Raw genomic sequence first — 13,000 nt, forward strand, 5'->3', positions numbered from 1 at the left:
TTACAATATTTACCTAAGAATAGTCAAAATCATGAAAACTTTAGAAATGCTTCCGGTAGGTTCTTATATGAAAAATACAGAGCTTGGCCATCCTGTAAATATTGTTTTAATGAAAATCTGTATCATTTACTTATAGCATAGCTGGCCATCCTGTAATCATACTGCAGCCAGATGCAGTAAGTTCCATAAGCACATGGTTTAAATCCTACAGAAGCCGTTGGATACATAGCTTCATCCTGTACTTCAACATAAAAAAGCTGGAAATCCTGCTGATCAGGCGAAGCCTGCTGTTATGAGTAAAGAAAGAATTATTAAAAGCTGCTTTGTAGAATGAAGATGAAAAAGCCATACCTGCTGCAGTATGGCTGTATATTCTCAATCTGATAACATAAGGTAAGGCATATAAAAATCTTTAAACGTTCGATTATTTTATAGAAGCTGGAATGACGACATTTTCATTCACCAGCTTCTCGTTTTTATACTTGCGCAGGGTGGAAAGGGAAACAAACTGATAGCCCTGTGCCTCCAGCTTTGGCAGCACCTGCAGGATGGCATCTCTTGAAAAATCGTGGATATCATGCAGCAGGATAACGGAGCCGTCATGTACATTACTCATAATGTTCTGTGTAATGATACCGGCATTCTTATTACTCCAGTCCAGAGTATCCAGATCCCATAGGGCAAAATCCAGGGTAGAAACTGCACGTACATTGTTATTTAAAGCGCCGTAAGGAGGCCGAAACATCGTTGCATCTGCACCGCATGCCGCAAAAATGGCATCCTGTGTTCGATAAATTTCATCCGATACCTCTGCCTTGCTCATAGCATCACTCTTGCTGGCGGCGATTCTCATGGAATGATCCCAGGAATGATTTCCAACCTCAAAGCCTCGTTTATACATATCGCGGACAATATCCGTATTATCAACACCGGTTGTCGGATCCTTTACATTCTGACCAAGCATAAAGAAGGTGGCGCGACCGTTGTATTTCTCAAATTCCTTCATAATGATTTGTGTATTCCTCCAATGTGGGCCGTCATCAAAGGTGAACGCAATCATTTTTTTATTGGGATCCACCTTCTGCTCTGCCGGGATGATCGCGTCTTTCTGATATAATGAAGGAATGTTTCGGTTCGCAAGGCGGATGTATTTCGTATATTCCTGATAGGGAAGGGAAAAGCCCTTTGTTTCCTTGTCTGTATACACATGCAATTCCTTTTTCCCCACCTGTACCTGCATCTGAGAAATACTGGGCTTGTGGATACCGGAGTGCTCTGCCAGCTTCTTTACAACACTGATATAGTCTCTACGCAATGCATCCGGCAGGGTGAGTACTTTTTTTTGTTTCGTATCATACGTATAATGATTGCGGATTTCATCAATCTGTTTCTGGTCAGCGTTGTAAATTTTCTGTGTAAAGGTAAGGTTCACATACTGGTCAAACAGCTTTTCACTGGCATAATCGATTGCGACATACATCATACCGTCGTGCTTACGTTTGGTCTGGATGTTATTGCTGCGATAGCTCTGTACTAATTCATTTAACTGCTTATCGTCAAATTTTGGATAATAGAAGGATAGATAATAGGTATCCTCTTTTTCTTCCGTGAAATGCTCCATCGTTCCTTCCTTTTTGTTTGTTTCATCATAGGTATTGTAGGCTGCGTATGCATCCTGTGCCATGATTTTATAGACTCCGAAGCCTCCTGCAAGCAAGAGAATCGGTATCAGTATTAACAGCATCAGCCGCTTTGGCTGTATATGTCTGTCTGTTTTATGTTCCTGTATCATCATTACTTTCCTCCTGTATAGTTCTGAAGCTGCCCGCACGGAATTTTAAATTCCTGTGTTCCCATATATCCCGGGGCAATGGAATATTTTTCAAATATGATTACAACATTGCCGTTGTCATCTATATAGAACGGCTGATTTTTACGGATCCCCTGAAATCCCATAGCTCCGTCAAAATAGCTCGCATTTTCATCCTGCTCCATGCGTTCCTTAATCTGCTTACGAATACTGCTGTTGATAAGCTCCTCATAATCTGATCCAAACAATTCCTCCAGTGTGATGTCCTTTCCAGTGGATAAATCCAGGTTAAAGGTCTGATATTCCTGCATGGAGGTATTCAGCTGATAATTGGTCATGACCTGAAAGGATAACAGATTGCGTTTATTGCAGGTGATCTTATAATCAATCGTCACTTCCGTTTTGGCCGTCAGCGATTTCATATTTTCTTTTTTCATCATTTCTCGTACCTGTTCGCTGTCCTTATACAGCTGTCGGGTTGTTTTGTTTATACGTTCCTCAATCTGCTTATTTACACGTTCCTCCATATCCGGATTTCCAGTATTTTTCACCTTTGGTACTTTCACACTGAGGGAGTCCACATCACTTGTCTTTTTATATTCCCTGACACAGAGAATGCGGGAAACATCACCAAGCAGTGGAATGTCGAATATGCTTTGTGCGAATGCCGGTACGGTATTCAGCATAATCAGATATAATAGAAAGGCGGTGCTGAGTGCCGGCTTCCATACCTTACGCAGAGTAAAGCGGTGCTGTTTCTTCTGTGCCTGTTCCATGCAGGAATCCATAAAGCTGTCCAGATCATCCGGCACAGGCAGTGCTTCATATTCCTGTCGTAGCTTATCCATGTTTTTCATATCTCATATTCCTCCATCTGTATGCGCATCTCCTTCAGTCCCTTATAAAGCCTTGTCTTCACTGTGCTCAAGGGAAGGGAAAGAATATCCGAAATCTCCTCCAGCTTTCTATCTTCAAAATAGCGCAGGAGGATAATGGTTCTGGTTTTCGGATCCAGGGTAAACAGCAGCTGATGGAGCTCCTCGCTCAGGAGGATGTCTTCCTGTTCCTGCAGCATCGTATCCTCTTCCAGCGGGTAGATGGATTCACGGCTCATCCGGCGAAGCTGATCCAAACAGGTGTTGATCAATATACGGTAGAACCAGGTATCCATGTATTCGCTATTCTTCAGGCGGGGAAGATTTGTAAATGCCTTGATCATTGCATTTTGCAGCATATCCTTGGAATCCGCATCGCTGTGCATATACGAATAAGCCAGGCGATACAGGCGTTTTTCATTTGCTTTTAAGTAAACCTCTAGATCCTTTGGATGCAATCGCTGTTTCATGTACCGTGTCTCCTATCTTGCTGTTTCAGTTATTAGACGCATATTGCAGGAAAAAAGTTTGAAAAATTTATAGAAATTTGTATAAATTTGTCGAATCCTGTCCATATGTATTATGACATGAAAGACCGTTTGCGCATACGGATAACTTCTTAAAAAAACTTAAATAAAAAGAAGGCAATTCTCTTTACAAATGTCTGAAACAGGAGCATACTATAGTTATAAATTGAGAATAATTCTTAATATTAAAGGAGGAAATATTATGGATCAAACAGCATTTTTCAAACTGAGTTACGGTTTATACATCATTTCAACTACATTTGAAGGAAAGGATGCAGGCTGTGTTGCAAATACACTGCATCAGGTGACTTCTTCACCTGCACAGCTTGCAGTGACACTGAATAAGGATAACTATACCGAGCAGCTGATCGAGAAGTCAGGACGTTTCGCTGCCGTGGTACTGACAGAGTACTGCGATATGGATACGATTAAAAATTTTGGATTCTGTTCCAGCAGGGATAACGATAAATTCGAGAAATGTGTATATCAAAGGGATACACACGGTGTTCCATATCCAAAGGAGCATATGGCAGCACGCTACAGCTTGAGAGTTGTGCAGACACTGGATTTGGGAACACATGTTATGTTTGTTGGTGAAGTAGAGGAGGCCGAGGTGCTGAGTGAGGAAGAGGTTATGACCTATGCCTACTATCATCAGGTGAAAAACGGAGCAACTCCGAAGAATGCGCCAAGCTATCAGGAAAAGAGTGAAAAAAGCGGCTGGAGATGTACAATTTGCGGTTACATCTATGAAGGAGATCCGCTTCCGGAAGACTATGTATGTCCATTATGCGGAGCGCCGGCTGCTCTCTTTGAAAAGCTGTAACAGCTGGAATTGAATTCGGTAAATGTAAAGAACCGAATCAGTGATAAGGGAAAGGCTTTGCTTACGGTTTTCATACAAGCAGGATGTATGCAATTTCCTGCTTATTTGGAATAGCATATCCGTTCTCATGTGGATGATCAATCCAGGGCAGTGTGGATATTAGCTGAATATAGAGTCTGTTCCTATATGAACCGGCTCTTTTTTTCTATACAGGGAAGGCAAATCGCTATCCATCTATACAGTAGCATTCCCATGTATCCTACTTGTATCCTGTAGCAGTAAGCTTACCTTTTTTATTTCCAGGGAAATGAGTGCTGTTTGCATGAGCTGTTATTTTTTAAAAGAAAAGTGCGGTTGGCTGTATTTTGAAATATATTATATGCGTATTGCTATGTACGAACTTCCTGTATACAGGTTAGATTAGGTGTATCCCGTCTTCTTTTCATAATTTCCCTATATTATATAATGTTACAAGGATAGCGGCTTTTCTATTTACCGTGTTTCTGATACGTGATTGCTTTTGCATTTGCGATACCTTACATATATAAGGAAGAAATTCATACGTTGCAAAAACCGGCAAGAGCAAATATTCCATAAACACAAATATTCATGAGATGCAAAAAGCTATATAAGAAATATCCATTTAAAGCAATATTTCATGAGAAGTAAAAAATTATATGAAGAAGAAATACTAAGAAAATAATTCATAAGAAAAAATAATTCATAAGGAAAGAAAAAGATATTCATTAGAAAAAGTTACTCATTAGGAAATTATGCATTAGAAAAATATATTAAGTAGGGAAAGAATTCATAAAAGGAATAATAAAATATGGAGTAAAAATCTATGAAAAAAAGAACACCTCACGATGCTCTTGATAATATGCTGGATGATGTCAGAAAATGAGAATTACGATTTGTATATGGTAAGGATGCCGTTGTCATTTAAGTTTTGAAGTATCAGTATAAGGATTGGAAGGATGAAAATACCAAGAAAGCCGAACAGCTTCGCTCCCAAATACATACACAGCAGCATCAGCAGGGGATGCAAACCAATCTGTTTACCGACGATTTTCGGTTCGATAATATTGCGTATGACTGTTATGATAAGATACAGGATCAGCAGCCCGACACTCGTTTTTATCTGGTTATTCAGAAAACAGATGAGAATCCAGGGAATCATGATACCACCGGTTCCAAGGACTGGCAGTACATCAAAAATGGCAATTAAGAAAGCGATGACCAGGGCATTTTCAATTCCCAGAACATATAGACCTATGGTCAACTCCAGAAAGGTCAGCAGCATAATTTTCCCATAGGCAAGTGCAAAGCTCGCAATCGTATCCGTGAAGTAATGTCTGGCGGTGAATACGATCTGTGCCCCCTTTTCCGGTAACTGCCGTATGATAAAGGAAATGATACGCTGATAATCTGCATTAAAGAAAAAGGAGGAGATTATAGCGAAGAAGAAGGAGATAACAAGGTTAGGAAGGGAAGCGGCTGCGCCGGTAAACATAGATACCAGACTTTTTGATATCGAGGAAATGATACTGTATAAGGAGCTTTGCAGACCATCCAGGAAGGACTGAATCGCCTGCGCACTGGTGATATCGACCTCCTTCCATACACTTTCCACATTTCCAAGCGTATCGTTGAGAAACGGCTCCAGATTTTCCTGATACAGCCTTGGTATATTTTCTACAAAATCCTTTAGAAAGGCAAAGCCCTTCATGGAAAGCAGGGTCACAAAGACACCGATCGTTGTATAAAATAGCAGAATCACAATTGTAGACCACAGTCGTTCATGCCCGCCGCTCATCGCAGTCAGCTTTTTAATCAGCGGACGCAGCATAAAGGCAATCAGAAAACCGATAAGAAAGGGCATAATGGCATATATGACATAGCGCAGAAAGACGTACAGCAATGTGATGATGATACAAATATAAACAAAATGAATGATAAAGGCTCTCTGTTTTTCGGTATTCATAAGGATTCCTCCTTTTTATTTGTGTTCTTGAAACATGCGGAAATAGGTTGCCATATACATAAGAAAGCTCATCGCAAGTGCGGCACCGGTAACGAGCATGAGCAGGGTTGACCAGATTGTATTTTGTATCGGAAGCAGAAGCATTGCCGCCATGGCTACATAGAAGACTGCTGTGGATACCTTGCCAAACCATAAAGCACCATTCAGATAGCCGCCTTTGCGTGTTAGGCGCAGCCAGCAGATCAGCATGGATGCCTCTTTGACCAGAAACAGCAGAAAGAGCCATATCATGTGATCTACACGAAACAGCAATGCCAGAAGCAGGGCAAGCTGCAGCAGCTTATCCGCTATCGGATCCAGCTTTTTCCCGAATTCAGATACCATATGAAATCTTCGGGCAATGAATCCGTCCAGAAAATCTGTGATACCGCATATGATAATCACAAGTGCGGCAGTTGCTTCCTGTCTGTTCAAATAACAGTATAGAAAAAAAGGAATGAGAAGTATGCGGATTCCTGTCAGAAGATTGGGAATCGTCAGGACATCGTTACGTTTCATTTCTCATCCTCCTTTTTCCGTCGTTCATTGATAATCGAAAACAGACGTTCTGCGTTGATACGCGATATGGCTTCAATTCTTGTCGGGAAAGCCTTTTGTAACCGGCTATGGGTGCGTTTACGTTTGTCGTGAAAACGGGAAATCCGCTCCCGCAGCTTATCAATATGCTCCAGCAGTATGTCATCCGCATTTGTGGAATCCAGAACACGCGTCAGGGCATCGCTTAAACTATCCTGTAAAGACAAGATACTGGCATTGCTGAAATCCTGTCGCAGCTCGCGGATACTTTCTTCGATTTCCTGAAAATCCTTGTTCTTGCGTAACAAGGCAAGCGCTGTTGTGAACAGGTCATAGCAAAAGCCGAGCACTGCCACCACGCATACGATGCTTTGAGACAGAGGGGACAACAAATTCACAAGGTCTCTTACGGCCGGGTGCACAAGGTAGTAGACGACTAAAGCCATACACCCGAACAGCAGGGAATTTTTCAGGCAGACGCGCCCATTGATATTAAACGGATACGTGGAATAATCCCACCACTTCGTATGAAAGAGAATCTCCATACCCCAGCTCGTTATATACTCTAATGCACTTGTCACGATCATTCCCATAACAAACATAAGGGAGGCGCTGTAGCCGAAGGGATCCAGAATATGCAGAACCACGAGTGCACCACAGCCATAGATCGGACAATAGGGGCCGGCGAGAAAGCCGCGGTTGATAAATTTATGAGCAGGGATACTGCAGTAGATGCATTCACAGAGCCAGCCGAAAAAGCTGTACAGGAAAAAGTATAGTATGATTTCCATAGCGTCCTTTAAAACTCCTGATATAAACGCACATCAGCGAAATCACGAATTGTCATGCGGGCATCGCTGTATTTGCGTTTTTCCTTGTCATTCACCACGATGACATCAATTCCGGCATTCCGTGCTGCCATCACACCGTTTTCCGTATCCTCAAATACGATGCAATCCTCAGCCCTGAGCCTGATATTGTGCAATGCCTCCAGATACATTTGCGGATCCGGCTTGGAGCGCGTCACCTGCTGAGAGGTTACGACATAATCAAAATAGGATTCTATATGCTTTTCCTTTAATATATGGGAAACGATTTCCGTTGCATTGTTGGTGCAGAGACAGATTTTATAATTTTTCTGCTTCAGATATTGCAGGAAAATCAGCGCATCCTTTTTCAATGGGGCATTGTCATAATGCTCCAGCAGAAAGTCGCTCACTCTGCGCACCAGCTCTTCTCCCTCAACTGGGTCATCCACCTCCTGCAAAATACGTGCTTCCATTTCCGCAAAGCTGCGTACTCTGGATTTTAGTATTTTCAGTATGAGTGTTTTCTGAACGGTTTTCAGCTCACTCAGTGCCTGCTTGAAATTTATATTTTCGTAGGTGTTGATCAGGGTTCCATCCATATCAAATAAGATTCCTTTTTTTATCATCGAATGTTCTTCTCCTTTCCCATGATCGTATCCAGAAACTGATTCAGCTTTTCCAGTCCTTTGCCAATCATTTCCTTATCCTTATAATTGTATTGTTTCCACTGCTCCTCATAATGTATCTGCAGCTTACAAACGATTGCCTGCACACACTGCATTCCTTCCTCACTCAGTCTCAACTCGACACTGCGCTCATCCCGCTCACTTTTCCTGCGGTTGAGATAGCCATTTCGCTCCAGCCTTTTGCAGAGTGCGGACATATTGCCGGCATCGGTATGCAGGGCCTTTGCGACAGCCCCAATCGTGATACCTGGGTGCTGCTGTATATAAGAGAGCACGGAATACTGCATGTCTGTTATGTGATAGTGTTCATATTCATCCTTCAGATAGCGGGAGCGCTGAAACATCAGCTTCCGGTTCAGTTCTTCTATCTGTTGTTCATACAGTGTGATATCCATAGCGTCGCTTCCTTTCCTTTATTATATGTGATTTACATATTTTACAACCGGCAGACAGTGATGTCAATGGGCTTTGGTATTGCAAGGAAGCCTGCAGATAAATTTGTGAAAAATTTTCATTTTCCGTTAAATGAAAAAATCAATAAAATTATGTATGAAATCGCTTGCAAAAATCATAAAATAAGATACAATATAACTATACTAGAAATGATGAAGGAAAGGGGCGATTGTCTATGACAGCAAATCGAATCATGAAAAAACCTGACGTAGACAGAGCGTTTCCTGACGTACCGGATGAAGATGTACGTAGTTTCTTCGCGGCCTTAGAATGGATGTAAAGTGCGATTGCTTTGCGTCCGTTTTTTTATTCAGATGATTCAGTAAACTAAAGGAGGAATTAAAATGGATCAGAAATTCAACAAAGCATTCTGGGATGCATGTGCAAACGGTGATTTTGCGACGGTATGTGCCGAAATCAAAAAGGGTGCTGACATCAACTATCAGAACGGTGATGGAAGAACGGGTCTGATGCGTGCTGCAAAGCGTGATTACAAGGATATCGTAAGAGTGCTGCTGGATAATGGTGCAGAGGTAAATCTGGAAGATAATAAAGGAAAGACAGCCATTATGGGCGCAGCCAAAAAAGGAAATAAAACTATCTGTAAGAAGCTGATCGAGGCCGGTGCAGATGTAAATAAATCAGACGATCGTGGAAGAACGGCACTGATGCGTGCGGCTTTTCTGGGACATGATCGCTGTGTTGAGGTGCTGCTGGATGCCGGTGCTGAAATCAATGCGCAGGATGAAGTGGGAAGAAGTGCGTTGATGGAGGCCTGTGTGGCATTTAAAAAGGATGTGATCCGTATGCTGATCGAACGGAATGCGGATGTGAATCTCTGTGATAACAATGGCTGTACGGCACTGATGCGTGCAGCATATGGCGGCTATGTAGGGCTTGTAGAGGATCTTCTGGCAAATGGTGCTGATAAGGATTTGATCGATAAGGAAGGTCATAAGGCAGTTCACTATGTGCGGGAAGACTGTCTGGCTCAGCTGAAGCCGATTCTGAAGTAGGAGGGTCGCTGTATGAGAGACTATCTGAGCCATGAGGTACGAAACGTAGTCGTACTGGGACATAGCGGTGTTGGAAAAACAGCCGTTATGGAAAGCATGCTGTATTATACAAAAGCAAGTGACCGCTTTGGTGTGACCAGTGAGGGAAGCTCGCTGATCGATTATGATCCGGAAGAAATCCGCCGCGGGATTTCCGTTTATGCATCGCTTGTACCGATTGAGTGGAAGGACTGCAAAATCAATTTTATTGATACACCGGGATATGCAGATTTTATCCGTGGTGCGGAAGCAGGCATTGCGGTAGGTGACAGTGCGCTGATTGTTGTGGATGCGAAGGATGCTGTACAGCCTGGTACCATTAAGGCATGGGAGGCAGCACAGAAGCGCTCCATTCCAACCATCTTCTTTGTAAACAAGCTGGATGAGGAAAATGCATCCTTTGATCAAGCGTATTCTGTATTGCGCGATACCTTTGGAAAAAGCGTTATCCCGTTTGAGGTTCCTATCATGGAAAATGGTAAGACCATAGGCTCCGTAAATATTCTGCGTGATAAGGCCTGGTATTTTGAAGGTCCGCTGGCTGATCCAAACAAGGCGCAGCCGGTACCGGAGGATATGCAGGATATCGTTGCCGAGTATAAGAATCAGATTGCAGAGGCTATCGCTATGAGTGACGATGAGCTGATGGAAAAATATTTCAGCGGTGAGGAATTTAGTGAAGCAGAGCTGACAAGAGGGGTTCGCCTCGGTGTACGAAATGGAGAAATCCGTCCAGTTTACAGTGGAAGTGCCACCCATAGTGTCGGTATTGAGCGCTTAATGGATTTGATTGTGAAATACTTCCCTACGTATGGGGAAGCGGGAAGCGTAATGGTTACCGATGCGGAAAGCAACGAGCCGGTTATGCTGGAAACAAATGAGAAGGAAACACTATGCGCCCAGGTGTTCAAAACGGTTGTCGATCCGTTTGTCGGTCGTATCTCCTATATTAAGGTACTGACAGGGGTTATGAGCAGTGATTCCGTTGTTTATAATGCAACAAAGGAACAAAACGAAAAAATTTCAACGATATTCATTGTTAAGGGTAAGCATCAGACGGCCGTCGGAAAGCTGTTTACCGGTGATATCGGTGCAGTAGTTAAGCTGCAGGTTACGCAGACCAACGATACCCTGTGTGAGAAGGGAAAACACTATCTTGTAGATCCTATCAAATTCTCAGAGCCGATGCTTGCTATGGCTGTCTTCCCGAATTCCAAGAATGATGAGGACAAAATGAGCAATGCACTTGCCAGAATGGTTGAGGAGGATCCGACGCTGCGCCTGGAAAACAACAAGGAAACCAAACAGACGGTTCTCTATGGAATCGGAGATCAGCATATTGACGTCGTATTAAACAAGCTGAAAAACAAATATAAGGTAGAGGTACGCCTGGAAACGCCGAAGGTGCCATATCATGAAACGATTCGTAAAACGGCTGTCGGTGAGGGACGTCATAAGAAGCAATCCGGCGGTCATGGACAATTCGGTCATGTATTTGTGGAATTTTCACCAAATCCGGATGAGGAAGAAATGGTATTTGAAGAAAAGGTATTCGGAGGAGCTGTACCGCGCCAGTATTTCCCGGCTGTGGAAACCGGACTTCGCGAGTGTATGCAGCATGGTCTGTTGGCTGGATACAAGGTTGTCAATATTAAGGCTACGCTGCTGGATGGCAAGTATCACGATGTCGATTCCAGTGAAATGGCATTTAAGCTGGCTGCCCGTCTTTCCTATAAGGCAGGGATTCCGGAGGCAAAGCCGATTCTGCTGGAGCCGATCATGAATGTGACAGTAAAGGTGCCGGATGAATTTACCGGAACGATCATCGGTGATTTCAATAAGCGCCGCGGGGCAATCATGGGAATGGATATGGTTGACGGCTATCAGGAAATCACTGCACAGGTACCGTTGGCAGAGATTCAAAAATATCCAATTGAGCTGCGTGCAATGACACAGGGACGTGGTGTGTATTCACAAAGCTTTGACCGCTATGAACCGGTTCCGTCCAATATCGCAGATGGAATCATTGCTCAGCATAAGAAGGAAACAGAAGAATAGACATATACGGGGATCTGGAATACCAGGTTCCCGTGTTTTATTGAACTGAGTCATGCAATACAGAAGACTGCAGGGTGTAGGAGATAAGGAGGCAGTATGAAAACGAAAATTATAAATGCAAGGGTTATATTGAATGCAAAACGTCAGATTTGTGAGAGGACCGTTATAATCAGCGATGGCTGTATTGAGTGCATATGCGATGAATCTGAATCCTCTGTGTGTGACCGGGTGATCGATGCTGGTGGCTTGTATTTATCGCCTGGTCTGATGGATACGCATACCCACGGCATCGGAGGCTTTGATTTTAATACCTGCGCGGCAGAGGATATGGAAGAAATTATCCGTCTGGAGCAGGCAGAGGGGGTTACCGGCTTTCTCTCCAGCCTGGTTGTGGAAAATCATGAGGCGACAATGGAGCGTCTGCATGTACTGGATTCTCTGGTTAAGGAGCCTTTTCTCGGTATCCATCTGGAGGGACCATATCTGAACAGGAAGCAGAAGGCTGTAATGAAGGAAGAATATTTGCGGTTGCCCGATTTTGAAGAATTTTCACAGTTTTTGAAGGCTTCTTCCCATATTGCATCTATGACGATAGCTTGCGAGCTTTTACATGCAGAGCAGTTAATTGCCGAGGGAGCAGAGAAAGGCATTGTCATGAATATCGGGCACAGTATGGCAGATGCAAAGCAGGTGCTGCAAGCTCAAAACGCAGGTGCTAAGGGAATCACGCATCTTTACAATGCAATGAGCCAGCATGAGCACCGCAATCCGGGGGTCGTGACAGGTGCAATGATTTCAACGCTGATGTGTGAACTGATTGCGGATGGGTTTCATGTGCATCCGGATGTGGTACATGCGACATATCGTGCGTTGGGAGATGACCGCATTATTTTAATCAGTGATGCTAACCCGTACAAGGCGGTAGCTGATGGAGAATATCCGTTTAGTGGAAAGGATATCATCATTCAAAACGGAAAAGCGACAGTGAAGGAAACCGGCCGCATTGCCGGCAGTACATTGGCGATGAATACAGCGCTGCGTAATATGTGTACGTTTACCGGCTGCAGTATGGAAAGTGCTGTGCGTATGGCTGCGTATAATCCGGCAAAGCTGTATGGCTGGAAAAAGGGGTCGATTGAGCCTGGCTATGATGCAGATTTAATTCTTATGGATGAGAATTTCTGTATCAAACAGGTATGGCAGAAAGCGTGCTTTCAGTAGTCACATAGCAGCTACGATAGAAGAGAAAGAGTGGGAAAGCATACCGCGATTGCGGATTGTACAGAAGTCACAAAGCCCTTATATATCATAGGATTTACATAGGATATCATATAGGCATCA

12 protein-coding genes are annotated in these 13,000 nt (G+C 43.3%); 4 read left to right on the forward strand and 8 right to left on the reverse strand.

Features of this window, described 5'->3' with window-relative positions; all coding sequences use genetic code 11:
* Positions 1-424: 424 nt before the first annotated feature.
* The 3 genes from GKZ87_06140 to GKZ87_06150 are packed head-to-tail and all read right to left on the reverse strand — an operon-like array spanning position 425 to position 3,155.
* A complete protein-coding gene (locus GKZ87_06140) occupies positions 425-1,795 on the reverse strand; it encodes a polysaccharide deacetylase family protein (GenBank protein ID QSI25089.1) in 1,371 nt (456 codons plus the stop codon).
* The gene (locus GKZ87_06145; GenBank protein QSI25090.1) at positions 1,795-2,667 is read right to left on the reverse strand and encodes a DUF3298 domain-containing protein; all 873 of its coding nucleotides are present in this window, start codon (positions 2,665-2,667) and stop codon (positions 1,795-1,797) included. The genes GKZ87_06140 and GKZ87_06145 overlap by 1 nt, the downstream gene beginning before the upstream one ends.
* Entirely contained in the window at positions 2,664-3,155 is a 492-nt protein-coding gene (locus tag GKZ87_06150) for a sigma-70 family RNA polymerase sigma factor (GenBank protein QSI25091.1), read from the reverse strand. Before GKZ87_06150 ends, GKZ87_06145 begins: the two co-directional genes overlap by 4 nt.
* 259 nt (positions 3,156-3,414) lie before the next feature.
* Between GKZ87_06150 and GKZ87_06155 the strand changes: the two genes are divergently transcribed.
* The gene (locus GKZ87_06155) at positions 3,415-4,038 is read left to right on the forward strand and encodes a flavin reductase (GenBank protein ID QSI25092.1); all 624 of its coding nucleotides are present in this window, start codon (positions 3,415-3,417) and stop codon (positions 4,036-4,038) included.
* A gap of 907 nt (positions 4,039-4,945) precedes the next feature.
* Here GKZ87_06155 and ytvI read toward each other — a convergent pair.
* The 5 genes from ytvI to GKZ87_06180 are packed head-to-tail and all read right to left on the reverse strand — an operon-like array spanning position 4,946 to position 8,488.
* Positions 4,946-6,022: a sporulation integral membrane protein YtvI gene (gene ytvI, locus GKZ87_06160; protein QSI25093.1), complete on the reverse strand. Its 1,077-nt coding sequence runs from the start codon at positions 6,020-6,022 to the stop codon at positions 4,946-4,948.
* Between the two features lie 15 nt (positions 6,023-6,037).
* On the reverse strand, positions 6,038-6,580 hold the full coding sequence (locus GKZ87_06165; protein QSI25094.1) for a CDP-alcohol phosphatidyltransferase family protein: 543 nt from the start codon (positions 6,578-6,580) through the stop codon (positions 6,038-6,040).
* Positions 6,577-7,389: a hypothetical protein gene (locus tag GKZ87_06170; protein QSI25095.1), complete on the reverse strand. Its 813-nt coding sequence runs from the start codon at positions 7,387-7,389 to the stop codon at positions 6,577-6,579. Before GKZ87_06170 ends, GKZ87_06165 begins: the two co-directional genes overlap by 4 nt.
* A gap of 8 nt (positions 7,390-7,397) precedes the next feature.
* A complete protein-coding gene (locus GKZ87_06175) occupies positions 7,398-8,033 on the reverse strand; it encodes an HAD-IA family hydrolase (GenBank protein QSI25096.1) in 636 nt (211 codons plus the stop codon).
* Positions 8,030-8,488 carry a MarR family transcriptional regulator gene (locus tag GKZ87_06180; GenBank protein ID QSI25097.1) on the reverse strand — a complete coding sequence of 153 codons (459 nt, stop codon included), beginning with the start codon at positions 8,486-8,488 and terminating at the stop codon, positions 8,030-8,032. Before GKZ87_06180 ends, GKZ87_06175 begins: the two co-directional genes overlap by 4 nt.
* Before the next feature lie 402 nt (positions 8,489-8,890).
* Between GKZ87_06180 and GKZ87_06185 the strand changes: the two genes are divergently transcribed.
* The 3 genes from GKZ87_06185 (at position 8,891) to nagA (ending at position 12,880) form a co-directional block, all read left to right on the forward strand.
* Positions 8,891-9,562 carry an ankyrin repeat domain-containing protein gene (locus tag GKZ87_06185; protein QSI25098.1) on the forward strand — a complete coding sequence of 224 codons (672 nt, stop codon included), beginning with the start codon at positions 8,891-8,893 and terminating at the stop codon, positions 9,560-9,562.
* 12 nt (positions 9,563-9,574) lie between these two features.
* Positions 9,575-11,659 (forward strand): elongation factor G, encoded by a 2,085-nt coding sequence (locus GKZ87_06190; protein QSI25099.1) that lies wholly within the window; start codon positions 9,575-9,577, stop codon positions 11,657-11,659.
* A gap of 96 nt (positions 11,660-11,755) precedes the next feature.
* Positions 11,756-12,880: an N-acetylglucosamine-6-phosphate deacetylase gene (nagA, locus tag GKZ87_06195; GenBank protein QSI25100.1), complete on the forward strand. Its 1,125-nt coding sequence runs from the start codon at positions 11,756-11,758 to the stop codon at positions 12,878-12,880.
* The last annotated feature ends 120 nt before the right edge of the window (positions 12,881-13,000 follow it).

It is taken from the genome of Erysipelotrichaceae bacterium 66202529 (assembly GCA_017161075.1).
GTDB lineage: Bacteria > Bacillota_I > Bacilli_A > Erysipelotrichales > Erysipelotrichaceae > Clostridium_AQ.

What these genes read in the sequence shown, in the direction of transcription:
- GKZ87_06140 (QSI25089.1), bottom strand. Translation starts at nt 1,795, where the DNA reads ATGATGATACAGGAACATAAAACAGACAGACATATACAGCCAAAGCGG.
- GKZ87_06145 (QSI25090.1), bottom strand. Translation starts at nt 2,667, where the DNA reads ATGAAAAACATGGATAAGCTACGACAGGAATATGAAGCACTGCCTGTG.
- GKZ87_06150 (QSI25091.1), bottom strand. Translation starts at nt 3,155, where the DNA reads ATGAAACAGCGATTGCATCCAAAGGATCTAGAGGTTTACTTAAAAGCA.
- GKZ87_06155 (QSI25092.1), top strand. Translation starts at nt 3,415, where the DNA reads ATGGATCAAACAGCATTTTTCAAACTGAGTTACGGTTTATACATCATT.
- ytvI (QSI25093.1), bottom strand. Translation starts at nt 6,022, where the DNA reads ATGAATACCGAAAAACAGAGAGCCTTTATCATTCATTTTGTTTATATT.
- GKZ87_06165 (QSI25094.1), bottom strand. Translation starts at nt 6,580, where the DNA reads ATGAAACGTAACGATGTCCTGACGATTCCCAATCTTCTGACAGGAATC.
- GKZ87_06170 (QSI25095.1), bottom strand. Translation starts at nt 7,389, where the DNA reads ATGGAAATCATACTATACTTTTTCCTGTACAGCTTTTTCGGCTGGCTC.
- GKZ87_06175 (QSI25096.1), bottom strand. Translation starts at nt 8,033, where the DNA reads ATGATAAAAAAAGGAATCTTATTTGATATGGATGGAACCCTGATCAAC.
- GKZ87_06180 (QSI25097.1), bottom strand. Translation starts at nt 8,488, where the DNA reads ATGGATATCACACTGTATGAACAACAGATAGAAGAACTGAACCGGAAG.
- GKZ87_06185 (QSI25098.1), top strand. Translation starts at nt 8,891, where the DNA reads ATGGATCAGAAATTCAACAAAGCATTCTGGGATGCATGTGCAAACGGT.
- GKZ87_06190 (QSI25099.1), top strand. Translation starts at nt 9,575, where the DNA reads ATGAGAGACTATCTGAGCCATGAGGTACGAAACGTAGTCGTACTGGGA.
- nagA (QSI25100.1), top strand. Translation starts at nt 11,756, where the DNA reads ATGAAAACGAAAATTATAAATGCAAGGGTTATATTGAATGCAAAACGT.